This window comes from Amycolatopsis sp. NPDC049253, from assembly GCF_040678995.1.
GTDB lineage: Bacteria > Actinomycetota > Actinomycetes > Mycobacteriales > Pseudonocardiaceae > Amycolatopsis.
In genome coordinates this window covers 1-25,485 of the sequence record NZ_JBFAQX010000042.1, presented here as the reverse complement: position 1 = coordinate 25,485, position 25,485 = coordinate 1, and the positions used below count along the sequence as shown (strand labels likewise).

Genomic DNA, 25,485 nt, shown 5'->3' with positions numbered 1-25,485 from the left:
GGTACCCGCTCCCGATCCGCCCGGCGAGGCGGGCCGGGAGCGGTCTCGCGTCACGGCGCGATGTCGCGCCACCGGACCGGACGCTCGTAGACCACGGGGAACTTGTCTTCGACGTACTGGTGAAACTCGCGCATGTGCCGGCGCATCGCCCATCGCGCCCCTTCCGCGTCGCCCGCGCGGATCGCCTCGTACACCATCTGGTGTGCCCGCAGGACCGCCGCGCGCCGCGCGGGCGGGTAGCTGACCCCCAGCGGCATGCCGTCGGTGATCGCGTGCAGGGACGAGATCAGCAGTCCGAACAGCTCGTTGCCCGCGGCCGCCGCGACGGCCGAGTGGAACCTGTCGTTCTCCGCGATGAAGTTCCGTTCGTCGTCGAGGAACTCCTGCATCCCTTCGATCGAGTCGGCGATCGCGGCCACGACTTCGGGCGACGCGGACGCCGCGGCCAGCGACGCCAGCTCGGGTTCGAGCACCTCACGGGCCGCGACGAGGGCCCGGAACGGGAGACCGCGCAGCTGCAGGAAAAGGCCCAGCACCCCGGCGAGGTCGGTGGCGGCCGGCTCGGAAACGATGGGGCCGCCGTGCGGTCCCGCCTTGACGGTGATGACACCGTTCATCTCCAGGAACCGCAACGACTCCCGCAGCGTGCCCCGGCCCGCCCCGAACCTCGTCAGCATGTCCCGCTCGCTCGCCAGTTTCGTGCCCGGAGCCAGCTCGCCCTCGGTGATGTCGTCGACGATCTGCTGCGCGATCGCCAACGCCACCTTCTGCGGGCGCCGGTTTTCCGGGCGGCGCCGGGGTGTCCGTGACTGAGCCCGCGATCCGGCCCGGTCGGCCCCTTCCGCTGTCACGGCATCCACCCCTCTGCTTGCGCACCCGGCACTGCCGGATAACTATGCTAATGATTGTAGCTCACACGTGCACCCGTTCACGGGGCAAACAGCCCAAGTGCCCGGATCGGGGCGAGGGCCGGACACGAGGAGGAAACCATGTCGGGTGAAAAGCCCTTGGCCGGGCGGGTTGCGATCGTCACGGGCGCCGGTCGCGGCATCGGCCGAGCGGAAGCGCTGGCTCTCGCCGCTGCCGGCGCCAAGGTCGTGGTGAACGACGTCGGCGTCGACCCGGACGGCACCGGCCGCTCGGCGAGCCCGGCGGACGAGGTGGCCGACGAGATCCGCCACCGCGGCGGGGAAGCCTTCGCCAGCCACGAATCGGTCGCCGACTGGGCGGGCGCCGCCCGGGTGGTGGCCACTGCCGTCGACCGCTTCGCACGGCTCGACATCGTCGTGAACAATGCCGGAATCGTTCGCCAGCACAAGATCGAAGAGGCGACGGAGGCCGACTTCGACGTCACCGTCGCCGTGAACCTGAAAGGCACGTTCGCGATGTGCCGGCACGCGATCCCGGTCCTGCGCCGCACGGGTGGTGGCCGCATCGTCAACACCGTGTCCAACCAGTGGGCCGCGCCGATCGGCAACGCCGAGTACGCAACGTCCAAGGGCGGGGTCGCCAGCCTCACCTACGAGCTGGCGTTCGAACTGCAGAACGACGGCATCACGGTCAACGCCGTCGCACCGTTCGCCTCGACGCGGATGACCGCCGACGCCGCGACCCGAGACGCGGCCCTCGTCGCCGAAGGGCTGATGAGCGAACGCCGGCTGAAAGCCAAAGAGGACCGGTCCGCACCGGAACTCGTCGCGCCCGTCGTCGTCTACCTGGCGACGGACGCGGCCGCGGACGTCACCGGGCGGGTGTTCCGCGCGGGCGGCGGCAAGATCGGGGTGTACAGCCACCCGGTCGAGATGCGCACGGTGTTTCGCGACGAGACAACGGGCCCGTGGCCCCTCGCCGAGCTCGTCGACCTGCTCCCCCGCACGGTCCTGGCCGACGGCAGCAAGGCGCCGCACCTGCTGTGACGCGGGCGCGGTGCCCCCGGCGGGGCACCGCGCACCCCCTCGTCACAGGTCCAGAACCAGTTCCGCCGAGGAGCAACTGCCGACGCAGATCGTCATCGTGGCGCCGGCCGCGTGGTCCTCGGCACTCAGGACCGTGTCCCGATGCACCGGGGACCCGCCGATCACCTTGGTGACACACGTACCGCAGAAGCCCTCCTCGCACGAGTACGGGACTTCAGGCACGACGTCGCGCACGGCCCCGAGGATCGTCGTGCCGTCGGTCACCCGCACGGTTTCACCGGTCTGCGCGAGCACGACGGTGAACGGCTGCTCGTGGCGGCTCGCCTCGGTTTCCCCGCCCTCACCCGGAACCGGCGCCGTGAACAGTTCGAAGTGGACTTCGAGATCCGGGCGACAGGAAGCGGCGGCCGACTTCAGCGCGTCCAACAGTCCGCCGGGTCCGCACGCGTAGATCGCCGCACCGGCCGGCGCGGTCGAGACGATCTCCGTGATCGGCAGCATTCCCGATTCGTCTTCGGCCCGGACTTCCGCCGGCGCTCCGACCGCGCACGCCAGCGCGTCGAGGGCCGGCAGGAAGGACATGGACTCCAGCGACCGGCCGCCGTAGTGCAGGCGCCAGTCCGCGCCGCGCGCAGCCAGCTCGCGAGCCATGCTCAAGATCGGCGTGATCCCGATCCCCCCGGCGACGAGCACGTACGATCCCGCCGGCCGGAGCGAGAAGTTGTTGCGTGGCCCGCGGATTTGCAGCTCCCGGCCGACCAGCCCGGTGTCGTGGATCTCCGCGGACCCGCCTCGGCTGGACGGCTCGCGCAGCACCGCGATCGTGTAGCCGTGCGGGTCGTCCCGCGGTCCGCACAGGGAGTACTGGCGGATCCGCCCGGACGGCAAGGTGAGCTCGACGTGCGCTCCCGGTTCCCACGACGGCAACCCACCACCGTCCGGACGCTCGAGCCGCAGGGACACCACGTTCGCGGCTTCCCACCGGCTTCCGGTCACCCGAACCGTGAATTCGTCGCCGACCGGTGTCACGATCGCCGCCAAGCCGGCCGGGCTACTTCGGCCTGCACTGCGCTCATCGGGACCGCCTCTCCTCCGTTGCTCCTATGAATAGCATATATAGGAGCGCAGGCTGATTCAACGGAAACGGACACAACGCGGCCGAGCACCACGAGCGCGTGACAAAGCCCCCCCCCCCCCCGGATTCGAGGGCGTGTGTCCGCCGACGGGTTCAGTCAGCCTGGCCGAACGGAAAACGAGATCGGGCGGCGCGCGGGAGACCCGGGTTCACGGCGCGATGTCGCGCCAGCGCACCGGTCGCTCGTAGACCATCGGGAACTTTTCGGCAACGTACCGGCGGAACTCCCGCATGTGCCGGCGCATCGCCCAGCGGGCGCCTTCGGCATCTCCGGTGCTGATGGCCTCGTACACCGCCTCGTGCGCCTGCAGCACGGATTCACGGCGCGCCGGCGGGTAGCTCACGCCCAGCGGCATGCCGTCGGTGATCAAGTGCAGCGAGGTGATGAGCAGGGCGAACAGCTCGTTGCCCGCCGCGGCGGCGACGGCGGCGTGGAAGCGGTCGTTCTCCGCCAGGAAGTTCTGTTCGTCGCCGAGGTGCTCACGCATCCCCGCGATCGAATCGGCGATGTCCGCGAAAAGCTCTTCGTCCTTCGCCTCGGCAGCCAGCGCGGCGACTTCCGGCTCGAGCACCTCACGGGCGGAGACGAGCGCTTTGAACGGCATCGCCTTCACCTGGAGGAACAGGCCCAGCACGCCGGCGAGGTCGTGCGCGTCGGGCTCGGAGACGATCGGGCCGCCCTGCGGGCCGGCCTTCACCCTGATCGCGCCGTTCATCTCCAGGAACCGCAGGGCCTCACGCAGCGTTCCGCGGCCGGTTTCGAAGCGCGCCATCATGTCGCGCTCGGTGGCGAGTTTCGTGCCGGGCGCGAGCTTGTCGTCGGTGATGTCGTCGACGATCTGCTGGGCGATCGCCAGCGACACCTTCTGGGGGCGACGGGTGTCCGGCCGGCGGCGCGGGGCCCGAGGTGCTGTCGTCTCGTCGTCCGGAGAGCCAGCAACCACGGTGGACCCACCCCTCATCGGCCGGACAACGGCGTGCACTAGAGGGTAATGATAATAGACTACCGACAGTGATGGAGCGGTAGCCGCGCCGGACCCCGACCTCCGCCCTCGGCGGGGTGCCGAGGGCGGAGGTGTCCCCGTCATCGCGGGGCAGGACCGGTGTCAGAGTGGCAGACGGAACAACGACCGTGCGTTGCCGCCCAGGATCGCCGCCTTCTGGGTGTCGTCGAGGAAGCCGAAGCCTTCGACCACCGGCCGGATGTCGTCGAAGTCGTGCCCGGTCACGGGATCGGGGGCGGTGCCGCTCCCCGGCCGTTCGGTGCCGAAGAGGCAGCGTTCCGGCCCGACCGTCTTGATGAGCAACTCGAGGGAAGCCGGGTTGTGCAGCACTGTGTCGAACCACAGCCGGCGCAGGCTGTCGTCGAACGTCTCGTCCTTGAGCACGTGGCCTTCCCGCAGCTTGGGATGGGCGCGGGCGGCTCGCCACCGGCCGATCTGGTATGGCACGGATCCGCCGCCGTGGGCCACCACGATCTTGAGCGTCGGATAGCGGAGGAACACCTCGGAGTTCAGCAGGGTCAGGATCGCGATGCTCTCTTCGGTCACGAAGTGCTCGCTGTAGGTCTCGCGGTCGTTGAGGCAGCTGCCCGAGTGGATCAGCGCCGGCACGTCGAGTTCCACGAGCTTTTCGTACAGCGGGTACCAGAACGGATCACCGAGTGTCGGCACCTGCCCGGTGCCTTCCGAGGGGTCCGGGTTGAGAACGCAGCCCACCATGCCGAGCCTGGTCACCGCATCGTCCAGCGCCGCGACCCAGTCCTCCGAGCGCTGCCCATACGCCTGCGGCAGCCCGGCGACGCCGGCGAGGCGGCCGGGGAACAGCGCGACCTGGCGCGCGATCACGTCGTTGACCGCGCTCGTCCACCAGTGCACGACCTTCTCCGGGCGCATCGTGTGCCCGCAATGGAACGGCCGAGGCGAGATCAGCTGCACGTCCGTGCCCACGCCGTCCATCGTGGCGAGCGTGCGCTCACCCCACTCCTTCAACGCGGCGTCGCCGACCCCGGCGCTCCCCCGCCCGTGGGCACCTCGCGAAGACATGAGAGCGGCCTGGTACGCGTAGAGTTCCGGCGGCGCATTCAGGTGCGCGTGCGCATCGATGATCATTTCTCTCTCCTCATGACTGCTGCGATGGCCGGCCGACGCCGACTTGATGGACCAGCTCGACGCGCCGTCCGGCCCGGTCGGACTCGTGGACCGCCAGGGACGCCTCGAGTGTCGCCAGCCCCCACCGTCCGGAGTGGACCGCGGGCCGGCCCGCGAGGACGGCGTCCGCCTCGCACAGCACGGCGTCCCAACCCGAAAGCCGCCCGCCGACGGCTTCTTCGAAGACCCTCTCGGGCGTCACCAGAAGCACCCCGCTCGGAGCGACCCAGGCACCGCCGGCGGTGAAGGTGGCGACGAGCGTCCCGAACACCGGCGACACCGGCCCGCTCGACGGTGGGGGGAAGAACCTCGCGAGCTCGGGGGTCGGCACCACATCGAGAGTGCCGAGCTCCCCGACGCCCCCGGTGAGCAAGCGGCTGTCGAAGCCGCCCGCGCCGGAGTAGTACGCGCTCGCCTGGGCGCCGCCGGCGAACGCGAGCTGCGCGGTGAAACCGAGCTCCCGGCCGCCGGACCCGCCGAACGTTGTGCCGGTCACCGTCTCCGCGAGGCCGCCGCACACGTAGCGCAGGACATCGATCTGGTGCGCCCCCTGGCGCAGGACCACCCCGTTGCCGAGCGACGCGTCCAGGTCGACGACGGAGCGGGAGCGCAGGCGCCAGTCGGTGTGGCAGACCGACGACACCGACACCAACTCGCCCAGCCGCCCGCTCTCGACGACGCCGCGCAGGATCTCGACGGGCGCGTTGTAGCTGTGGGTCGCGCCCACGAGGAGCGAGACGCCGGCCCGCTCGGTCGACTCGACCGCTCGCCGAGCGTCCTCGAACGTCGCAGCGAGCGGCTTCTCCGAGATGACGTGTCGGCCGTGCTCAGCCGCGGCGCGGATGTCCGACACGTGCGAAGCCGTGGGCGTCGCCACGTACACGATCTCCACGTCTTCGGCCGCCGCCAGCGCTTCGGCGTTCGCGTATGCGGGACGGCCGGTTTCCTGGGCCGCGCGCTCCCTCGTCGCCGGGTCTGCGTCCGCGACACCAGCGAGGTGGAACCGCGAGGTCCGGGAGACGGCCTCGGCCATCAGCCTTCCCGCGGCGCCCCAGCCGACGATGCCGAGCCCGCGCGCGCTCATCGGAACCCGAAGATCTCGAGCGTCGACTCGCCGGCGGCGATCCGTTCCCGGACGGCGGCTTCCTTCCGGTCCCGCTGTTCGGCCCGCAAGCCCACCGCCGTGGCGTGCTCCCGAGCGAGCACAACCACGCCGTCGGCGTCACCGACGACCAGATCGCCGGGGCGGACCACAGCCGAGCTGAGGGTGATATCGATGTCGAGATCGCCGCCCGTCGCGTCCTTCCCCGTGCCGCGCACGCACAGTCCGCGGGCGAAGATCGGGAACCCCAGCCGCAGCAGCTCCGCCGAGTCGCGGACGCAGCCGTCGAGCACGAGACCACCGAGCCGGCGGTGCATCGCCGCGGCGGTGAGGATGTCGCCCCAGTAGCCGAATTCGGGAGCACCGCCCGTCGAGACGACCAGCACGTCGCCGGGCGCGGCGGCGTAGAGCGCTCGATGCAGCCAGATGTTGTTGCCCGGGGTGAGCCGGACGGTGAAGGCGCACCCCGCGACCCGCCACGCCGGGTCGAGCGGCCTCAGCTGAGGCGGCAGCGGAGTGGCACCCGACTCGTGAAGCGTCGCGGTGCCGAACTCACCGAGGCCGGTGGTGGAAACGGTCATCGGGCACCCGCCCTGGTCTGGAGGGCGTGGTAACCCATCCGGGCCCGCGCCCGGTCGAGTCGTTCGCCTTCCGCCACAGCGGCCCGGATCCGGCCTTCGGCGTCCTCGATCGCCTCGGCGACGTCCAGGACTCGTTCCACCTGCTCCGCGGCGAGCACCACGACGCCGTCCGCGTCGCCCCGGATCACGTCGCCGGGGTGCACGAGCACCGAACCCAGCCGGACCGGCCGGCCGGTGCCGGCAAGCCGGACCCGGTCCTTGCCCGTCTGCATGCTGCGGCCACGCGCGAACACCGGGTACCCGATGGCGAGGCTGTCCGCCACGTCCCGGCAGACCCCTTCGATCACCGTGCCCCCGATGCCCCGTGCGGCGGCGACCGCGGTGAGGATGTCGCCCCACACTGTGCAGTCGAGCCGCCCGTCGTTGCTCAGCACCACGATCTCCCCCGGTGCCACGTCGTCGATGTAGTCGCCGACTGTGCCGCCGAGCCCGTCGACGGGCTCGTACTGTCCGGTGAACACCCGGCCGCACACCGTGAACGCCGGGTCGAAGGGCACGATCCCGGGCACCGCGCCTGGCAGGCCGAGCTTGTCGAGCGCGTCGGACAACCCCGCCGTGCCCAGCGGGCGAACCCGCTCGAGCCAATCGTCACTCATCGAGCATCTCCTCGTAGTCCTTCCCGAGCACCTCCGACGGAAGCCGGCCGGCGCGCAGGTCCGCGGCCATCAGCGATTCGCGGGCCGCCAACCGTTCGGCAACCGTGAGCACGGCGCCCACGTCTTCGGCACGAACGAACACGGCACCGCTGCCGTCCGCGAGCACGTAGTCCCCTTCGTGGACGGTCACACCGCCGATCACCACGGGGACGCCCACCGCGTCCTCGACGATCCGGCCCCTTGCGGTGAACGGGATCGCTTCGCGGGCGGAGACGGGCAGTCCCAGCTCGCGGATTTCGTCCACGTCCCGGCAAGCCCCGTCGACGACGATCCCACCGAGCCTCTTCAGCGCGGCGGCCTTGGCGAGCAGCCCGCCCCACGTCGCCGAGGGGTACGGCGGGCCGGCCGCCTGCTCGACGACCACGATCTCGCCTTCGCCGGCCCGTTCGATCGCCGTCGTGCCCAGGTGGCTGCGGCTCACCCGTCCGTCGGCCGGCACCGTCCGCATCGTCACGACCCGGCCCGCGAGCCGCGAGCCTTCCCACACGGGCAGAACGCCGGCCACCGCTCCGGGCCGGCCGAGGGCGTCGAGCGCGTCGGACACCGCGCACGTGTCCAGCCCGAGCAACCTGTCGCGCACGGAAGTCATGACACAGTCCAGGTGAAGAAGCCCATTCCGCACCCGGTGCCCGCCGTCGACCGGTAGGCCGGGATGTAGTCGACCACCGTGGCGCGCGCGTCGGGCAGGGCGGCGCCGACCGCGATCCAGTTGCGGATCTCGGAACTGCCCTCCCGCAGGCCGTCGGCCGGCAGGCTCGCCAGCGCCTCGGCATCGTGGGTTTCGAGCGCGTCCAGCAACCGGCGGTCGAGCTTCTCGTCGATGATCGGGTGAGTCAGCCCGCCCGACGCGACGAGCGCGACCCGCCGGTTCACCGGCCAGGTTTCGATCGCCGCGCGCAGCGCCCGGCCGAACTGGACGCAACGGGCCGGAGTCGGCTGGTTCGGGGGGTAGTAGGTGTTGAGGAAGACCGGCACGAGCGGCAGCCGCGGCAGCCCTTCCAGCAGCCGGCGGTACACGAAGGTGAACGCGTGCCCGAGCGTCCGGTCTCGCGGCTGTTCCGAGAACTGCGCGACGTCGAACCCCGATTCCACGAGTCGCTCCACCAGGTGCAGGCCGAGCTCCGCGCTCGTGTCGTAAACGTCCACGTCTTCGGCGTGGTAGTACCGGTACGCCGATTCCATGGTGGACGGATAAACGGCCGACCCCGGCGGTCGGTCCTCGAGCGACTCGCCGCGGAAGACCGAGACCAGCGGCATGATGTCGTCGTGGAACAGCTCTCGCTGGTCGTCGCCGATCACGAGCAGGATGTCCGGCCGCAGCCCGAGCAGGACGTCGCGGGTGCGCTCGAGTGCCCGCTGGCAGGCCTTGTACCGGTCCTCGAGCACCACCGGATCGAGTTCGATCTCGAGCTCGTCCTCCGTGCGGCGGCTGGGTGTCAGCCCCAGCGCCGGAAGCCGCGGCAGTTCGAGATCGCCGTGCGCGCGCCAACCGCCTGGGTCGATGGACAACTGCGGGCTGTGCGATACCGCAGCGCCCCCCACTACCTGAGCCACATCTGTCTCCTTCTTCGGGTCAATCGCGTCGGGTGACGTCGGCGGCGGCGCCGAGTGAATGGCGGTAGAAGTCCCACGTCCAGTGCGCGTACGTGCGCGCGGCCTTGCGGCTGTCGACGAAACCCGACACGGCGGCGATGTCGTCGACGCTGAGCAGTTTCGGTGTGGCGCCGGGGATCGAGTGCAGGCTCAGGGTCAGCTCGGCCAGGGTTTCGAGTTTGATCGCCCGGACGGTCGCCTGCTGGACGTCTTCGCCGACGGCGACCACGCCGTGCCCGGACAGCAGGCACGCGTCGGATCCGCTCATGGCCGCGGCCAGTTCGGTGCCGAGAGTCCGGTCACTGATGAGCACCGCCCGCGGGTACGTCGGCACTCCTCGCACCGCCAGTTCCATCGCCCCGGGGTCGTAGGCGCCGATCACCGGTTCCAGGGGCAGCCCGAGGATCCCGCACTTCAGGGAGGCCTCCGGGTGCCCGTGCACCACCGCGCCGACGTCCGGGCGGTCCCGGTAGAGCTCCGTGTGGATCGCCCACTCCCCCGGCAGCGCGTAGCCGTCCGGCAGTTCGTCGCCGGTGGAGTCGAGCCCGACGAGGTGCACGTCGTCGACGATCGTGAACCGCACGCCCGGATCCGGCCGCGGCCGGCAGCGCACCAGGACCTGGTCGGTGCCGGGCACCCGGACGCTGACGTGCCCGGTGATCTCCCGGACGCAGCCCGTCCACGCGAGGATCCGGCACGACAGCGCGACGAGCGCGCGAAGTTCTTCGACAACAGGGGAATCAGGCACACGCACTCCTCGGGTGGGTTGACGCCGGACACGAAGCGAGCGCGGCCGCGGCCGCCACCATCCGGGCCGGTTCGGTGAACACGCGCAGGCCCCGTTCGGCGAGCACGGACATGCCGTCCTCGGCCAGCGAGCGCGCGACGAGCCAGGACACGAGCACCGGTTTCCCGCCGCCGTCGGCCGCCTCGGCTATCTGGCGGGCAACTCGTACGGCGTCCGGGCCCGTGATGCTCGTGAGCACGACGCAGACGAGATCGACACCGTCGTCGGCGGCCACGAGTTCCACGACGCGGCGCACCACTCCTTCGGCGAACGCGCCCTCGGCCGTGACGTCCAACGGGTTGTCCACGTTCGCGAACCCCGGCAGGACCTCGGCGAGCCGCGACCGGGTCCGCTCCCCGAACACGGCCGGGACCAGCGCCGCCCCTTCCACCAGGTCGGCGGTCGCGCTGCCCGCGCCACCCGAGGTGGTGACCACGGCGACCCGGCGACCGGCCGGTCTCGGGGTGTGCCCGAGCGTCCAGGCGATTTCGAGCAGGTTCGTCATCTCCGCGACCTGGACCGCACCCTCCTGAGCGAGCACCGCGCGGTAGGCCTCTCCGCTGCCGGCGAGCGCGCCCGAATGCGACGACACGGCACGGCTTCCGGCCTCCGTCACCCCCGTTTTGAAGACCGCGACCGGCACGCCGCGTTCGCGCGCCGCTGCCAGCGCCCGGCGGAAGCGCCGCCCGTCGGGCACGCCTTCCAGGAACACCGCGACGGACCGCGTCGTCTCGAGGCCGGCGTAGTACTCGAGGTAGTCGGCCACGTCGAGCTGCAACTGATTGCCCACGGTCACCCAGTCGCCGATGCCGTAGCCGTCGGCGAGCTCGCGCGACACGAGGCTCCCCGCCACGGCGCCGCTCTGGGCGACGAGGCACGTCCCCGAAACGCGCAGCGGCAGCCCGTGCACCGCCTGGCTGAACGTCGCCGCCATCCGGTGGTGCGAGCTCACGACGCCGATCGTGTTGGGACCGCAGACGATCGTGCCGGATCCGGCGACCTCGGCGAGCAGGCGCGTGTCGAGCGCTTTTCCCGCCGCACCGGCTTCGCCGAACCCGGACGCGTACACGATGACCGCCGGTACGCCTGACCGGACGCATTCGCCGACGGCTTCGACACTCGCCTCGGCCCGCAGCGCCACGCACACCAGATCGGGCACGTGGCCCAGCTCGGCCAGCGACGAGACGGCGGGCAACCCGGCGATCTCGCCACCGGCCGGGTTGACCGGGTGCAGGTGTCCCGCGAAACCGTGCTCCCGCAGTGCGGCCAGGACCCGCCCGCCGGGTCGGCTCGCGTCGCGCGAGGCACCCACCACGGCGACGCACCCCGGCCGGACCAGCGCGCCGAGGTCGAACCCGCTCCGCCGCGAAGCCACTTCGGCGGACTGCTCGATCACCGCACGCGCGTCGAGCACGGTGCACCGGCCGTCGGCCGAGATCCGCACCGGGTTGAGGTCCAGTTCGGCCAGTTCCGGCACAGCCAGCGCCAGCGCGCTCACCCGGGCCACCAGCGCGCAGAACTCCGCGGTGTCCACGGCCGGAGCGCCGCGAAAGCCGGCCAGCAGCGGCCAGCACGTGAGCGACCGGAGCAGGCCGTGTGCTTCTGCGGCCGTGACCGGAGCGATCCGGCGGGCGACATCGCGGAACAGCTCGACAGTGACCCCGCCCAGGCCGGCGACGAACACCGGGCCGAACGCCGGATCGCGGACCCAGCCGAGGATGAGATCCGTGCCAGCACCCACCATCGGCTGCACCACCACGCGAGCATCGGCCGCGCCGGTCGCCGCGATCCGGCCGACGAGCCGGCCGTGCGCTTCGCGGACCGCCTCGGCCGTGCCGAGGTCCAGCTCGACCAGGCCGGCGTCGGACTTGTGCAGCACGGCGTCCGAGACCGCTTTGAGCACGACCGGGAAACCGCTGCGTCGTGCCGCGGCCACGGCCTCGTCGGCCGAGTCCACCTCCTCGGCGGAAACGAACGGCAGCCCGAGCGGTGCGAGCAGTTCCCGGGCCGAGCCTTCGCCGACACCACCCGGCCGGCGCCGGCGGACCTCGGCGCGGACACCGGCGAGAACCGCGTCCGTGTCCGCGGTGATGCCCGTCGTCTGCGCGGTCATCTCCGCGGCTCCCGCGCCGTGCCCAGCGCGTCGCGGGCGATCAGCACCCGGTGGATGTCGTTCGCGCCTTCGACGATCTGGAAGACCTTGGCGTCGCGGTAGGCGCGCGCGACGCCGTACTCCTCGGAAACCCCATACGCACCGTGGATCTGCACGGCATCGGTCGCCGCCGCCTGCGCGACGTCACTGGCGTACATCTTGGCCATGCTCGCCTCGACCCGCGCCCGCTCGCCCCGCTGCATGGCCAGCGCGCACTGCTCGGTCAGCAGCCGGGCCGCGCGGACCGACACGGCCATGTTCGCGATCTTCTGCTGCACCATCTGGAAATCACCGATCGGCTTCCCGAACACGATGCGGTCCCGGGCGTACCGCACGGAGGCGTCCAAACAGGACTGAGCCAGGCCGACCGCGCGCGAAGCCACCGAGAGCCGGCCCCGCTCGACTGCGTTCATGGCGACCGCGAACCCCTCTCCCTCGGCACCCAGCAGAGCTTCCGGGGGAAGCGCGACCTCGTCGAACACGAGGTCACCGCTGCACAGCGGGCGGAACCCCAGCTTGTTGTGCACCGGGTTCTTGACCACCCCGGGCGCGTCGGCGGGCACGATGAACGCCGAGAGCCCGCGCCGCCCGAGCGCCGGGTCCCGCGTGGCGAAGGTGACGAAGAACGAAGCCCGGTCGAGGTTGGTGATCCAGGCTTTCGCGCCGGTCAGCACGAACCCGCCGTCGCCGGAGCGGACGTACCGGGTCTGGGTGCCGGCGACGTCGCTGCCCGATCGCGGCTCGGTCACCCCGGCTCCGCCGAAGAGCCGGCCCTCGGCCAGCGGCACGAGCCACTGCCGTTTCTGTTCGACCGTGCCGAATTCCAGCAAGCCCGAGCCGACCAGCGCCGAGGGCATGCTCATCAGCACCCCCAGGCAGTGATCCACCCGGGAGACCTCCTCGATGACCCGGGCGAACGTCACGTGGTCGAGCCCCAGCCCGCCCCACTCGAGAGGCACCACACCACCGAAGAAGCCGAGTTCGGCCATTTCCCGCAGAAGATCGTCGGGCAGCTTTTCCGCCGCGTCGTACTCCCGCACCCGTGGCGCGACGCGTTCCCGCGCGAAGTCGCGAGCCAGGCCGACGATCGCGTCGCGTTCCGCGTTGCCTTGTGCCGCTCGGAGAAGTTCGGAGGTCATCTCAGCCCGCCGCTTCGAGGTTCTTGCGCAGCCGCGGGTAGATGTCCAGCGCGGTGTCGCCCAGCATCAGGTCCAGGTCGCGCTCCGAGTGGCCCTCGATGCCGCGCAGCACCCCCGCGATGTCGTCCGCCCAGCCCTCGGTCGGGGTCTTCTTGTGCGACCCGTCGCCGGGCCGTTCCGTGCCGAACACCACCCGGTCGCTGCCGATCACCTTGACCAGGAGTGCCAGAGCTTCCTCGCTGTAGAGGCAGGTGTCGTAGTAGAGCCGCCGGATCGCCTGTTCGAACGTCCCTCCGCGCTCGGTGCCCTGCCAGTACGTGCCGCGGAACCGGCCGACCTGGTACGGGATCGCGCCGCCCCCGTGGGGCACCACGACCTTCAGGTCCGGGAAGACGTCGAACACGTCGGACTGCACCAGGGACATGACCGCGGTGCTCTCCTCGGAGATGAAATGCAGGCTTTGGTTTTCCCGCAGCGACACGCACCCGCACGAGTGCACCAGCATCGGCAGTTCGTACTCGACGAGCTTCTCGTACAGCGGGTACCAGTACTCGTCGCCGAGCCCGGGCACGTCCATCGGCGCCCGGCCCTCACTGGGGTCCGGGTTCACGAGCACACCGACGAAACCCAGCTCGGTCACGCAGCGTTCGAGCTCCTCGAACACGACGGAGACCGGCTCGTTCCACACCAGCGGCAGGTTGCAGATGCCCTGCAATCGCTGCGGGTAGAACCCCACCTGGGTCGCGATGGCGTCGTTCACCGCCTGGGCCCACCAGTGCACGATGCGAGCGGGTTTCTCCGAGTGCATCAGGCTGTACGGCCGGGCCGAAACCAGCTGGACATCGGTGCCGACCCGATCGAGCCAGGCGATGTGCTCTTCGGCGAAGTGTTTGAGCTCTTCCGGCGGGATGACGCCGGTCCGGCCGTGCCCGAGGCCTTCGCGCGATTCGGAGAACCCCTTCAGCCGTCGCCCGTAGTGCCCACGGCTACCGATGAGGAACTCCCGGTACGCGTACAACTCGGCTGGGGCGACGAGGTGGCCGTGCACATCGACGATCTTCCGTGGCATGGGCTGTGCTCCTCTGTGGAATGGCGTGACCGGGTCAGGCACCGGGGTCACGGGAATCCGGGGTCGCTCGGGCGGCACCCGGAACGTCAGTCGATCAGCACGCGGACGGAGTGCCCGGTGGTGTGGTGGTGCAGGACGACTTCGTCGAGGGTTCCTTCCCCGGCCGAGGATCGCCAGCCGCACGCGGGGTTTCGGCACCACGCCGTGGGCAGCCACTCACCGCACGCCGGACAGGTGCCGGTCGCCGCGGCGCGATGGCCGTCCGGACAGCCACCCTCGGGCGCGGAGTGGGGTGCGGCGGCGTTGTTCCGGGACACGGCCGGCTCAACCGGCCTTCCGCAGCGCGGCGTCGATGCGCTGCGAAAGCGCGCTCAGCCGCGCGCTGTACACGCCTTGCGTACGCAGGAAGGAAGCCAGCGGATTGCGTCCGCCGCCGCCGATGCCGAGTTCCTTCTTCTCCTGCGGGAGCTCGATGATCTCGTCTTCCCGCCCCTCGGCCCGGACGTTCATGACGGTGCCGCCGGTCTCGTTCTCCTGCAGCTGGCTGCGCAGCAGGTTGCGGTACAAGGCGATGCCCTGGTCCGACGAGCTGAGATGCTCGTCGGCGCGGGTCGTGAGCCCGCCCTGGGTGACCCACACCATCGCGTCCTGGGAGTCGATCGTGTCCATGAGGAAGGTGCCGTCCGTGTCCTGCAGCGTCACCTCGTAGGTGTCCGGGAGCGCTCGGATCTCGTCGACCAGGTGCGCGAACTCGTCGGGCACGTCGTACCAGCAGTACCAGAAGTGCAGTGTGTGCGTGTCGTCGACGGGAACACGGATCTGGAACGAGCTGAGGCCGTAACCGCCGACCTTGAGGACGTTGGGGAAGTAGACCGGGTGGCCGACCTTCCAGTCCTCGTCGTCCTCGGTCTGGCCTTCACGCAGCCGGCGCTTGATGATGCCGTAGTCGACCAGGTCGAACCCGATCTTGATGTGATGCCCGCCGAGCACCGTCGGTTCTTCGCCGGCCCGCTCGAGGTGGTAGTTGAATAACCGGCCATGCAGCCATTCGACATGCGTCGGGTCGAACGAGTTCTCCATGATCTGCAGCCAGTTGCACGGAATCATCGCGTAGCCGATGTCGCGGAAGCGGGTCCGCCCTTCCTGCAGCGCGAACAGGTCTAGCCGCGGCAGCGCCGGCGGCTCCCCTTCTCCCAGGTACGCGAACACCAAGCCGCCGAGCGCGCGGACCGGGTAGCCGGTCGTCCGGGCACGAGTCCGCAACTGCGCCGAGGGCGGGATCTGGTTGGGCTGCTCGAGGCATTCGCCCTGCGGCGAGAACTTCCAGCCGTGGTAAGGACACCGCAACCCCGCGCCGTCGGGGAAGCCGTAGCCGAGTGACGCGCCGCGATGCGGGCACCGCTCGGCGACGAGCCCCAGCTCGCCCGCGTCGGTGCGGAACAAGACCAGGTCCTCCCCCAGCAACCGCACCCGCTTCACCGGGTTCTCCGCGATCTCGGTCTCGGTCGCCACCGGAAGCCAGTAGCGCCGGTACAACGCGCCGGTCGGCGTGCCCGGCCCCACGCGGCTGTACCGCTCGTTGACGTCCGACTGCAGCATCAGCGTCCTCCCTTACCCGGATCACGGCGGCCGCGACCCGGCCGACCACGGCTTCTTCGCCTGTCTTCGTATAGGTTAATCATAGGAGCAAGTAAGTCAAGGTTGTCCGCGGCGGACCGTGGCACACGACTTCAGCCTCGTGGACGAGCGGCGGACGGGCCAAGGTTGCGCGCGACCAGGCTCGCGGCGCGCGAGTTCAGTCCCGGTGGACGAGCGACCATGCGCGGTCACGGAGGCCGAGGAACTCCTCCGAGACCTGGTACGCCAGTGATCGCGGCCGCGCCGTCGGACATTCGAGCACCTCTTTGATCCGGCCGGGCCTGCCGGTGAGCACGACCACCCGGTCGGCGAGGTAGAGGGCCTCGCCGATGTCGTGGGTCACGAAGACGGTCGTGGTGTTCGCCTCGACCGCGATGCGTTGCAGCTCGATCTGCAGCTCTTCGCGCGTTTGCGCGTCGAGCGCACTGAACGGCTCGTCCATGAGCAGCAGCTCCGGCGCGATGGCCAGCGCTCGCGCCAGATTCGCCCGCTGCTGCATGCCGCCGGAGATCTGGTGCGGGAAGTAGCTTTCGAAGCCGGCCAGCCCGACCAGCTCGACCAGTTCACGCGCTCTCGCCCGCACAGCACCGCGCGTCCGCCGGCTCCGCCGAGGCTCCCGCGCGCGCAGCTCCAGGCCGAACGCCACGTTCTGGAGCACCGTTCGCCACGGGTAAAGGCTCGCGTGCTGGAACACGAAGCCGGTGCGCGCGTCGCGTACTTCGCCGGCTCCGACCACGATCGATCCGCGGGTCGGTCCGGTCATCCCGGCGATGAGCCGCAGCAGGGTCGTCTTCCCGCACCCCGACGGGCCGACCACTGCGATGAACTCGCCCGGCCGCACGGTGAGGTCCACGCCATCGAGCGCGACGAGGCCGCCGCCGGGCGTCCCGGAGCGGTCCGGAAAGTCCTTGCCGACTGCGGCCAGCGTCAAGCCGGCTCCGCCGAGGGACGCCCGCGGCTCACCGGCACTCGGCCGAACGACGACTTCAGCGCACATCGAGCCTCCACGGGCAGGTCTTGCGCTCCGCCAGGCGCAGCAGAGCAGTCAGGATGACACCGAGCGCGGCCAGCAGGATCGTGCCGACGAACACATCGGTCGTGCGGAACCGCTGAGCCCCTTGCAGGATCAGGAAACCCAGCCCTTGCTGCGCCCCGAAGAAATCCGCCACGACAATGCCGACCAGGCCTCGCCCCACCGCGAGGCGCAGGCCGGTGAAGATGTACGGAAGCGCACCGGGAAATGCCACCTTCAGGAAGCGTTCGACGGGACCGGCTTTGAACGAGGTCGCGACGTCGAGCCACTCCCTCGCCAGGCTTTCCACTCCCGACAGCGTGTTGATCACGACCGGGAAGAACGCCATCAGCGCCACGATGAACGCCTTGGCCTGGAAGCCGAACCCGAGCCAGATGATGAACAGCGGGGCGAGCCCGATGCTCGGCGTCGCGTAGAGAGCCAGTACCCACGGCTCCGACGCGTACCGCACGTACCGGGCCTGGCCCATCACCAGGCCGAACACCACACCCAGTACACCGGCGATGGCGAAGCCAGCACCGAACTGCCGCAGGCTGGTGCCCAGATCCAGCCACAGATCGCCGCTCGCGGCGAGTTCGCCGAACGCCTCGACGATCTTCGACGGAGCGGGCAGGATCAGAGAGCTGACCCCGGAGAGGCTCACCACGGTCTCCCACAGCGCGAGCCCGCCGAGCACCGAGACCACCCCGACCCACGTCCCGGTCCGCCGGCCGCGTGAGCGCCGGCGCGCCGCGGCACGCGGCGCCTCGCTCAACGTTTCCGCGGCCGCCATCAGTTTTTCGCCGCCTGGTCGAGGTAGTCGTTCACGATGAACCCGGTCAGGTCGGCCTGGCCGGGTTTCAGCGAGCCGTTGTCGACGAACGCCCGCGCCGAGCCGGCGAGGGCCGCCGGGTCGATCTTCCCGTCGACCGGGAACAACGCCGAGGCCCGGGGACCGGTCAGCCAGTACTGATAGGCCTGCCGGATCACCGGTTCCGGGGTTTTGAGGATCCGCGCCACGCGGGTCACGAGGTCACTCGCGTTGGCCGGATCGTGCATCCAGCGCAGGGTGCGGACCCACGCCCGGGAGAACTTTTCCAGTCCGGCAGCGTTTTTCGCCGCGTACGCCTCGGTCGTCGCCACGAACCCCGCGACGAACAGCGGCAACGCGTCGGTCAGCGAACCGAGGTTCTTCAGCCCCTGCTCACCGGCCTGGAACTCCAGCGGCGAGGACAAGATCGTGGCGTCCGCCTGACCGTTGCGCACCGCGGTGTAGCGCTCCGCGGTCCCGCCGGCCGTGATCTGGTGGTAGGAGTCCGGCTGCACGCCGAGGTGTTTCATGGTGGCCACGAACGCCACTGTGGACACCGAATCGGGTCCGGATGTCGCGATGGTCTTGCCCCGGAGGTCGCCGAGGCTGGTGATCCCGGGCTTCGCGACCACACTCCAGACCGGGGCGTTGCACATCCCCGCGATCGCGACGAGCGGCGCGCCTTGAGCTCGCGCGACCAGCAATTCGGCACCGCCGATCTGCAGGTCGAACGAACCCCCCAGCAGGCCCGCGGTCATCGTGCTGGTCGCCTGGCCGACCGTGGTGTCGAGCGTCAGGCCCTCGTCTCGCATGAAGCCCAGGTCCTGGGCGAGCGTCAACGGAATCGTCGAGAAGTTCTGCTGCTGCACGGCGATCCGGATCGTGGCCGCGGGTCCCTCGTCCGCGCCGGCGCAGGCCGAGACCGACGCCAGCACGGCCACGAGGAGACCGGCGAGCAGCCCTCTCGGTTTCTTGTCGAGCCGCTTCTCGTTGAGCATCGTCGCTCCCGTTCAAGTCAAGCAGGCGCGGTCCTTCGGACCATTGCTCCTATCATTGACCTATATTGAGAGTGTGTCCAGACCAGCGGGGTTCCGACCGCGGCCACGGCAGCGCCGCCACCCTTCCTCGACCGCCCGGCGCGGCGACTACCGGGGCGGCTTCGTTCGCCTGGCACACCGAACCGCGGTGCAGCGTGCCCACGGTCGATGCGAAAGCGACAGCCGGTCGCCCACACAGCGCACACGGAAGCCCGAAGAGCAACACCTCGTTCACGGGGCGACCACCTCGCCTCCCCCACGCGTCGCTAACTAGGACTATCATTAGAGCATAAGTAGAGGGTTGAGGCAGCTGCGAGGCAACCCCGCACTGCCGCTCAGACGGCGATGGTTTTGTACTCGACGTACTGCGCAAGACCGGTAGCACCGAACTCACGGCCGAGGCCACTGTTCTTGAACCCGCCGAAAGCACCGTCGTAGGTGGGGGTGGCGCCGTTCACGGAGAGCCATCCCGCACGGATCCGGCGGGCAAGGGCGAGCCCGTGCTCGGAGTCTTTCGTCCACACCCCGCCGCCGAGGCCGTACTCGGAGTCGTTGGCGATGCGGACGGCGTCCTCCTCGTCGTCGAAGGGGATCACGACCAGCACGGGGCCGAAGATCTCCTCTCGGGCGATGCGCATGCTGCTGTCCACGTCGGCGAACAACGTCGGGCGCACGTAGTGACCGCTCTCGAGCCCGGCCGGCACTTCCGGGCCACCCACGACGAGCCGGGCACCTTCGGCGATGCCGAGTTCGATGTACGAGCGGACCCGGCGCTGCTGATCGGCTCGCACCATGGGGCCGATGAACGTCTCGGGGTCGGCGGGATCACCGACGCGCAATCCGGCCACCATGTGCGCGAGCGCGCCCACGACCTCTTCATAGCGGCTCCTCGGGGCGAGGACGCGGGTGTGGGCCACGCAATTCTCCGCGTTGTTGCCGAACGACAGACCCTTGAGACCCGCCACGACCGCCGGCAGGTCGGCGTCCCCGAGGACGATCGCGGCGGACTTCCCGCCCAGTTCCAAGCTCACCCGCTTGAGCTGTTCTCCCGCGATGGCGGCGATCCGCCTTCCGGCCGCGGTCGATCCAGTGAACGCGACCTTGTCCACATCGGAGTGCGCGACCAGGTACTCGCTGGTCTCCCGGCCCGCGGGCAGAACGCTGATCACCCCCTCGGGGAACCCCGCCTCATCGAAGATCCGCGCCAGGACGAGCGCGTCCAACCCCGTCTCAGGGGAGGCCTTGAGGATCACCGTGCAGCCCACGAGCAGGGCGGGGACCATCTTGACCAGCGCCGATTGCTGCGGCGCGTTCCACGGGATCACCGCGGCGACCACCCCGACCGGCTCCCGGCGCACCAGCGTGCGGCCGCCTTCCGAAACGGCGACCTGCTCCTCCCAGTCGAGCGCCGCCGCCGCGCGCAGGTAGGCCTCGGTCTGCGCCAGCACACCCGTTGCCGACGTCCAGCGGGTGAACCACGACGGAGTGCCGTTCTCGGCCGTGACCAGCGCCGCCAACTCTTCCGCGTGGGCGGCGTACAGCCGCGTGAAACGCTCGAGAACCGCGCGCCGCTCCCTCGGGTCGAGCCACGGCCACGGACCCTCGTCGAACGCGGCCCGGGCGGCCACGACCGCCGCGTCGACGTCGGCCGGCGCCGCATGGGGCGCGATCCCCACCAGCGCGCCGTCGTGCGGCGAGCGCACTTCCAGTACGGCGTCGGTGGCCGGCGCGACCCACCGCCCTCCCACGTAGAGCTCGGAAAACCTGATCACCGGAAACTTCTCCCTCTGTACGTGTCCAGCGGACTGCTATTATGGTCACGGTACCGGTCCATTGGACACCTAACAAGTGTTCAGTGGACCGCTATCCTGGGGAACCGGCCCTACCGGAGTACGAGGAGATTTGATGGACGACGTGGAGGTTCCGGCCTTTCAGCGGGCAAGACGACCCGAACAGCGGGAGCTGCGGCGGCAGGAGATCCTCGATGCCGCCGAGGTCCTTCTGGCCGACCTCCCCGCGGAGGAGATCAGCCTCCGCGAGCTCGGACGGCAACTCAACGTGTCGAAGACCCACGTGGTCCGATACTTCGAGACCCGCGAGGGCGTCTTCCTCGAACTCCTGAACCGGCAACGCCTGGCCTGGCTCGACGCGCTCAGCGAGGAACTGCCGGCACCGCCGTGCGAGCCCGAGCAGGCGATGGCCGCGTGGGCCGGGTCACTCGCGGCGCGGCCGGTCCTCTGCCAGCTGTGGAGCCTGCTGCCGAACGTGCTGGAACGCAACGTCAGCGCCGAAACCGTGCGGGTCTACAAGCTCATCGACCTCGAACACCGGACCAGGCTGGCAACACTGATCCGGGACCGCGTACCCGCGCTCACCGAGAACGACGCGCTCACTTTGACGGAGTACGCCGTCGTGTCACTCGTGGGCCTCTGGCCCTTCAGCTGCCCGACCCCGGCCATCGCCGAAGCCACCTCAGACCCGCGCCTCGAGCGCGCGCGCGTCGATTTCCGCGTCATGTACGGAGAGATTCTAAAGACGACGATCGCCGGGCTCCTCGCCCGTTCCTGACCCGCGGCGGCCGTGCGTCCATCCCGCCGGGCGCTATGGACGGGCGCGCGAAGCGGTCGCCTCGGCGACCAGCCAGCCGTGGGCGGGGCCGGAGGGTACGCGGAGTCTGCGCGTGGCCTGGAAGTACTCCCAGGCCACGCACCGTCCCGCCGCGTCGTCACAACCTGGCGATTTCTCGGCGACTGCAACCCGAGGCGACCGGGCCGAACCCGCCCTTCCGGGAGGGACCCGAACCCACGACCTGCGACAGGAGACGTTTCACCAGGTCGAACCGCAGACCGCACTTCCCTGACACGGAAGAGGTTACGAGCTCAGCATCAGCACTCGAACAGCGAAGCTTCAGCTTGAGCCGAGTTTCCGGGGCCGCCCACCGCCGGCGCCCTGCCCGGGGCGGTCGTGCTCCCAGGCTTCAATCTCGGGGCGGCGGCTGCGGGCCCAGCCTGGCGTGCGCCCGACCATGACGTCGGGCTCGGGGAACGGGTGGGTGTCGGCGTAGCGCTTGCGCCAGGTCGAGATGACACGGTGGCCAAGGTCGAACCAGGTGCCGATTTCGACCATGTCGGCGTAGCGGAGGGTCTCCCGCGGGCTGCTGGGCTGTCCCTCTGCTTCGGTCCGCCGGTCGGTCACAATGCGGAAGTTAGCAGCGGGCGGCGCCGATCGCAGGGATCGCCACGCTCCGGGCTAGAGCTGGTTCAGGAAGTTGATCGCCTCGATGTCACGGGCGATGCGGAGTACGTCGTGTCGTGCACCGAGGGCCTCGCGTGCCCAGTTTGGTGGCGAGCGTGTCCCCGCAGTACAGGATGACCGACGGGCCGAGGTCCCAGACCACGCTGTTGACCGCGGTCGCCGCGATGGCCAAGCGGTCGATGTCCGCGCCGAACCAGACCATGTCGGCCGGGTCGTGGCCGTGGCGGCGAATGACCTGGGCAGCGGCTCGGAGCAGCCCGCCGGTGCCGACGACGGGATCACAGAAGCTCTGGCCCGGCTCGACCCGGTCGATGACCAGGGCGGCTGCGGCGAGGGCGAGGTCCGGAGGCGTGTAGATCTGCGCGTTGCCACGGAGCGCAGTGTTTGACTTCAGCCTGGTCAGCAGGTGCCCGAGCAGGTCCGTGTCGTACCGGTGCTCGGTCCCGGTCAACGTGAGCTGACCAGCAGCGATGGCGGCGTCCACGGATGCTTTGAACCGTTCGACCAGTCGTTCCGCGGGGTCATCGAACATCCAGTCCACCAACGGGTGCACCAGGTGAACCAGATCGGGCCGGGCGCGCAAGACCGAACTCCAGGCCCGCCGGGCGTTGGGCATGAACGCAGACGGGGTCAGGTCACGCACGACGGTCGCCATCGCCGCCGCGTCGTCCGGCCTCAGCAGGCAAATGGTCGCGGCAGCGCACATCGGGACGTCGTGCCTAGGTTCAGGGCTCCGGGCATGCCATGTTGCGTCGATCGCTGCTGCCACCTGGCCGGAAACGCCACCCAAACCGACACCTACGACAACGCCCACCAACTGGCCAGCCAAACCATCGCCGCCCCAGGCGGGGCCACCGAAGCCTCCACCACCTACGGCTACGACTCCAACGGCAACGTCACCACCAAAACGACGACCGGCACCGCCGGAGCCGCCGCCAACACCTACACCTACGACCAGGCCAACCGCCTGACCTCCTGGGCCAACGGCAGCACGAGCACCACCTACGCCTACGACAACGCGGGCAACCGCACCCAAGCCGGCGCCTACACCTACAACGCCCGCGACCAGCTCACCACCGCCACCAACGGCACCACCACCAGCACCAACACCTACGACGCCCGCGGCGCACAGACCACCACCGCCACCGGCACCACCACCCAGACCTACACCTACGACGCCTTCGACCAGATGACTGCCTTCAACGGCAGCACGTCCTACACCCACGACGCGCTCGGCCGCCTCACCAGCGCCGGCACCAACACCCTCACCTACGACGGCACCGACACCACCCCCGTCGGCGACGGCACCCAAACCTTCAGCCGCGACCCCAACGGCAACCTCCTCGCCGTCAGTGCCGGCGGCAGCGCGGCCAGCACGTTCACCGACCTGCACGGCGACGTCACCGCACTGTTCAACCCCACCGGCAGCTCCCTGACCGGATCCCGCGCCTACGACCCCTACGGCAACCCCGCCGCCACCGCGGGAACCCAAGTCGACCTCGGCTACCAAGGCGGCTGGACCGACCCAGCCACACAGCTCGTCGGCACCGCGTCACGCTGGTACGACCCCACCCAGGGCGACTTCACCAGCCACGACACCATCAGCACCATCACCGGCACCGCCGCCGCCAACCCTTACGCCTACGCCAACGACAACCCCCTCACCGGCTACGACCCCAGCGGCCATGGAATCCTTAGCGCTTGTTCAGAGGACATATTCGCCACCGCAGGTGACGCTTTCGCGCTGGGTGAATTAGGCGACCCGGCGGGTGGCGGAGTCGCGGCCGCCATCGCGACCGGCATCGGATGCGGGCTCATCGATGCGGCAACCGCGTTCGCCGATAGGAACGCTGACCGACCGGCCCCAGCGCCTCGCACTTATCGACAGTTCGGTCCGTATCTGCCCAAATATGGCCCGTACCTGGCCAGTTATGACCCGTGGGACTACTACAACACGCCGAGCTATTCGCCGAACGATCCCGGGCCTGACCGGTACGTGAGCCCTGGCCACCACGGCAGCAACCGCCCAGGGAAAAGCCGGCGAAGTGGACCGCTCCTGATCGTTCGCAGCGCCCCCCACGTGCCGACTCACGACGAAATCATTGCCGCACGGGTCTACCAGACACCGGACAACCCCCGACCCAGTGGCCAAGTCACCGGCCCCGGCATCATTCCCCAAAACGGAACCAAAACCCCCGCCACCGGCGCATCCGACTCGCCCATCACCACCAACCTCGTCGTTGACGACAACCCCAGCGAACAACCCACCACCTACGACCCCCACGCACAACCCGGCAACCCCGACACCTGGCCAGGCGGCCTCCCGTCGGCCCAGGGCAGTGGCGAACCCCAGGCCGACGATGGGACCAGTAGCGGTGGAGCAGAGACTGAGACGTACCATCGGACCATGACGGATAAGCACCTTGCCATCCTCCAAAAAACGGGGAGAGTTCCGGCTTCGTCTGAGACGTTTATTAGTCCGAGTCGAGAGTATTCTGCACGGTATGAGGGGAACCTTGTTAAGTTCAGCTTGGCCCCAGGGACCATTGAGGCGTTGGAGGAAGTCGGCGTAAAAGCGCCGAACCAACCGTACCTGGATGACATTTACCCGAATATGCCGACCAGCTTTACGGGATGGAATCGGAAAGATGTTGCCTTGTTCAAGAGTGAACGCGGCGTGGTTAATATTGGCCTAGGGAGAAGTGGAGCCCTTGAGATCTTTAATAATGGCATCTCGGGGTACGAGGTGATCGACAGGTGACGCGGGTTCGGGAAATGCGCGATTTGATTGCGCGGCTAGTTCACAGCCCGCGTGGCAAGCCGACTATTACCAGGGAAGAGTTTCTGCGTTTCGCGCAAAGTTCAAACGGGGCGGATTTGAGTGCAAGCCTGCTTCAGGAGGCCGTCGATGCTCATTCGTCCGATGATGTAGCACTGGCTCTTATTGTGGCCTTCCAGTTTGACATTTCCGGCGTCCATATTCCTCTCTTGGTGAGCCTCGGTTTCAGTGACTGGCACAAGAGTCATGAGGATGTGGTCGAGGCTCTATCTGGCCTGCGGGATCCGACCACCCTTGCAGTGTTGATTTATCTCGCAAACCATATTCCAGAATACTTGAACTGGGATGAAAGTCGAGCGTTGGCGCGTAAGGCAATTTGGGCCATTGGTGAAATCCCGGGCGAGAAGTCTCGGCGTGCGTTGGATGGACTCTCGAAATCTGATGATGAGATCGTTCGTGAGTCGGCACTGGAACAAATCGAGCGTTGGCGAGGTTCTGGCTGCTGATTTCGCCGACATTGTGGAACGACCCCATCGAGCTTGCCCGAGAGTATTCAAGGCAGGCTGAACACGTAGACCGCTCTGAGGCCTGGACGCCGCAGGAGTGGGGCCGC

Annotated in this window: 25 protein-coding genes; 4 read left to right on the top strand and 21 right to left on the bottom strand. The window is 69.4% G+C overall.

What is annotated here, in order from left to right; all coding sequences use genetic code 11:
• Window positions 1-50 precede the first annotated feature (50 nt).
• Entirely contained in the window at window positions 51-758 is a 708-nt protein-coding gene (locus AB0K15_RS44415; protein WP_364066345.1) for an FCD domain-containing protein, read from the bottom strand.
• Between the two features lie 231 nt (window positions 759-989).
• On the opposite strand from AB0K15_RS44415, the gene AB0K15_RS44410 reads away from it, so the two are divergent.
• Entirely contained in the window at window positions 990-1,916 is a 927-nt protein-coding gene (locus AB0K15_RS44410; protein ID WP_364066337.1) for an SDR family NAD(P)-dependent oxidoreductase, read from the top strand.
• A gap of 42 nt (window positions 1,917-1,958) precedes the next feature.
• On the opposite strand, the gene AB0K15_RS44405 is transcribed toward AB0K15_RS44410, so the two are convergent.
• The 18 genes from AB0K15_RS44405 to AB0K15_RS44320 all read right to left on the bottom strand — a co-directional run bounded on the left by AB0K15_RS44405 (window position 1,959) and on the right by AB0K15_RS44320 (window position 20,610).
• A complete protein-coding gene (locus AB0K15_RS44405) occupies window positions 1,959-2,912 on the bottom strand; it encodes a PDR/VanB family oxidoreductase (protein ID WP_364066330.1) in 954 nt (317 codons plus the stop codon).
• A 288-nt stretch (window positions 2,913-3,200) separates the two neighbouring features.
• On the bottom strand, window positions 3,201-3,995 hold the full coding sequence (locus tag AB0K15_RS44400) for an FCD domain-containing protein (RefSeq protein ID WP_364066322.1): 795 nt from the start codon (window positions 3,993-3,995) through the stop codon (window positions 3,201-3,203).
• A 162-nt stretch (window positions 3,996-4,157) separates the two neighbouring features.
• Window positions 4,158-5,162: an amidohydrolase family protein gene (locus AB0K15_RS44395; protein WP_364066313.1), complete on the bottom strand. Its 1,005-nt coding sequence runs from the start codon at window positions 5,160-5,162 to the stop codon at window positions 4,158-4,160.
• A 10-nt stretch (window positions 5,163-5,172) separates the two neighbouring features.
• Window positions 5,173-6,285: a Gfo/Idh/MocA family oxidoreductase gene (locus AB0K15_RS44390; protein WP_364066305.1), complete on the bottom strand. Its 1,113-nt coding sequence runs from the start codon at window positions 6,283-6,285 to the stop codon at window positions 5,173-5,175.
• Window positions 6,282-6,884, bottom strand: coding sequence for a hypothetical protein (locus AB0K15_RS44385; RefSeq protein ID WP_364066301.1), 603 nt, complete (start codon window positions 6,882-6,884; stop codon window positions 6,282-6,284). The genes AB0K15_RS44390 and AB0K15_RS44385 overlap by 4 nt, the downstream gene beginning before the upstream one ends.
• Window positions 6,881-7,540, bottom strand: coding sequence for an RraA family protein (locus tag AB0K15_RS44380; protein ID WP_364066294.1), 660 nt, complete (start codon window positions 7,538-7,540; stop codon window positions 6,881-6,883). The genes AB0K15_RS44385 and AB0K15_RS44380 overlap by 4 nt, the downstream gene beginning before the upstream one ends.
• Entirely contained in the window at window positions 7,533-8,189 is a 657-nt protein-coding gene (locus AB0K15_RS44375; RefSeq protein WP_364066286.1) for a 4-carboxy-4-hydroxy-2-oxoadipate aldolase/oxaloacetate decarboxylase, read from the bottom strand. Before AB0K15_RS44375 ends, AB0K15_RS44380 begins: the two co-directional genes overlap by 8 nt.
• Window positions 8,186-9,109 carry a hypothetical protein gene (locus tag AB0K15_RS44370; RefSeq protein WP_364066279.1) on the bottom strand — a complete coding sequence of 308 codons (924 nt, stop codon included), beginning with the start codon at window positions 9,107-9,109 and terminating at the stop codon, window positions 8,186-8,188. The genes AB0K15_RS44375 and AB0K15_RS44370 overlap by 4 nt, the downstream gene beginning before the upstream one ends.
• A 64-nt stretch (window positions 9,110-9,173) precedes the next feature.
• Window positions 9,174-9,941, bottom strand: a complete 768-nt coding sequence (locus AB0K15_RS44365) for a class II aldolase/adducin family protein (RefSeq protein WP_364066270.1) — start codon at window positions 9,939-9,941, stop codon at window positions 9,174-9,176.
• Window positions 9,934-12,093 (bottom strand): acetate--CoA ligase family protein, encoded by a 2,160-nt coding sequence (locus tag AB0K15_RS44360; RefSeq protein ID WP_364066260.1) that lies wholly within the window; start codon window positions 12,091-12,093, stop codon window positions 9,934-9,936. The genes AB0K15_RS44365 and AB0K15_RS44360 overlap by 8 nt, the downstream gene beginning before the upstream one ends.
• Window positions 12,090-13,271 carry an acyl-CoA dehydrogenase family protein gene (locus AB0K15_RS44355; RefSeq protein WP_364066257.1) on the bottom strand — a complete coding sequence of 394 codons (1,182 nt, stop codon included), beginning with the start codon at window positions 13,269-13,271 and terminating at the stop codon, window positions 12,090-12,092. The genes AB0K15_RS44360 and AB0K15_RS44355 overlap by 4 nt, the downstream gene beginning before the upstream one ends.
• 1 nt (window position 13,272) lies before the next feature.
• Window positions 13,273-14,340, bottom strand: a complete 1,068-nt coding sequence (locus tag AB0K15_RS44350; RefSeq protein WP_364066253.1) for an amidohydrolase family protein — start codon at window positions 14,338-14,340, stop codon at window positions 13,273-13,275.
• An 86-nt stretch (window positions 14,341-14,426) separates the two neighbouring features.
• The gene (locus AB0K15_RS44345) at window positions 14,427-14,657 is read right to left on the bottom strand and encodes a hypothetical protein (protein WP_364066247.1); all 231 of its coding nucleotides are present in this window, start codon (window positions 14,655-14,657) and stop codon (window positions 14,427-14,429) included.
• Between the two features lie 7 nt (window positions 14,658-14,664).
• The gene (locus AB0K15_RS44340; protein ID WP_364066243.1) at window positions 14,665-15,939 is read right to left on the bottom strand and encodes an aromatic ring-hydroxylating dioxygenase subunit alpha; all 1,275 of its coding nucleotides are present in this window, start codon (window positions 15,937-15,939) and stop codon (window positions 14,665-14,667) included.
• Window positions 15,940-16,135: 196 nt separating this feature from the next.
• Complete coding sequence (locus AB0K15_RS44335; RefSeq protein WP_364066240.1) at window positions 16,136-16,909, bottom strand: ABC transporter ATP-binding protein; 774 nt, start codon at window positions 16,907-16,909, stop codon at window positions 16,136-16,138.
• A gap of 55 nt (window positions 16,910-16,964) precedes the next feature.
• Window positions 16,965-17,783 carry an ABC transporter permease gene (locus AB0K15_RS44330; protein WP_364066237.1) on the bottom strand — a complete coding sequence of 273 codons (819 nt, stop codon included), beginning with the start codon at window positions 17,781-17,783 and terminating at the stop codon, window positions 16,965-16,967.
• Entirely contained in the window at window positions 17,783-18,799 is a 1,017-nt protein-coding gene (locus AB0K15_RS44325; RefSeq protein WP_364066234.1) for an ABC transporter substrate-binding protein, read from the bottom strand. Before AB0K15_RS44325 ends, AB0K15_RS44330 begins: the two co-directional genes overlap by 1 nt.
• 374 nt (window positions 18,800-19,173) lie before the next feature.
• Window positions 19,174-20,610, bottom strand: a complete 1,437-nt coding sequence (locus tag AB0K15_RS44320; protein ID WP_364066231.1) for an aldehyde dehydrogenase — start codon at window positions 20,608-20,610, stop codon at window positions 19,174-19,176.
• A gap of 133 nt (window positions 20,611-20,743) precedes the next feature.
• Here AB0K15_RS44320 and AB0K15_RS44315 point away from each other — a divergent pair, with 133 nt between their 5' ends.
• Window positions 20,744-21,406 (top strand): TetR family transcriptional regulator, encoded by a 663-nt coding sequence (locus tag AB0K15_RS44315; RefSeq protein ID WP_364066228.1) that lies wholly within the window; start codon window positions 20,744-20,746, stop codon window positions 21,404-21,406.
• A 339-nt stretch (window positions 21,407-21,745) separates the two neighbouring features.
• Here AB0K15_RS44315 and AB0K15_RS44310 read toward each other — a convergent pair whose 3' ends face one another.
• Both AB0K15_RS44310 and AB0K15_RS44305 read right to left on the bottom strand, forming a co-directional pair.
• Window positions 21,746-22,033, bottom strand: a complete 288-nt coding sequence (locus AB0K15_RS44310) for a hypothetical protein (RefSeq protein WP_364066225.1) — start codon at window positions 22,031-22,033, stop codon at window positions 21,746-21,748.
• Window positions 22,034-22,121: 88 nt separating this feature from the next.
• Window positions 22,122-22,748 carry an N-6 DNA methylase gene (locus AB0K15_RS44305; protein ID WP_364066222.1) on the bottom strand — a complete coding sequence of 209 codons (627 nt, stop codon included), beginning with the start codon at window positions 22,746-22,748 and terminating at the stop codon, window positions 22,122-22,124.
• A gap of 84 nt (window positions 22,749-22,832) precedes the next feature.
• Here AB0K15_RS44305 and AB0K15_RS44300 point away from each other — a divergent pair, with 84 nt between their 5' ends.
• The gene (locus tag AB0K15_RS44300; protein ID WP_364066219.1) at window positions 22,833-24,854 is read left to right on the top strand and encodes an RHS repeat-associated core domain-containing protein; all 2,022 of its coding nucleotides are present in this window, start codon (window positions 22,833-22,835) and stop codon (window positions 24,852-24,854) included.
• Entirely contained in the window at window positions 24,851-25,378 is a 528-nt protein-coding gene (locus AB0K15_RS44295; RefSeq protein WP_364066216.1) for a HEAT repeat domain-containing protein, read from the top strand. Before AB0K15_RS44300 ends, AB0K15_RS44295 begins: the two co-directional genes overlap by 4 nt.
• Window positions 25,379-25,485: the final 107 nt, after the last annotated feature.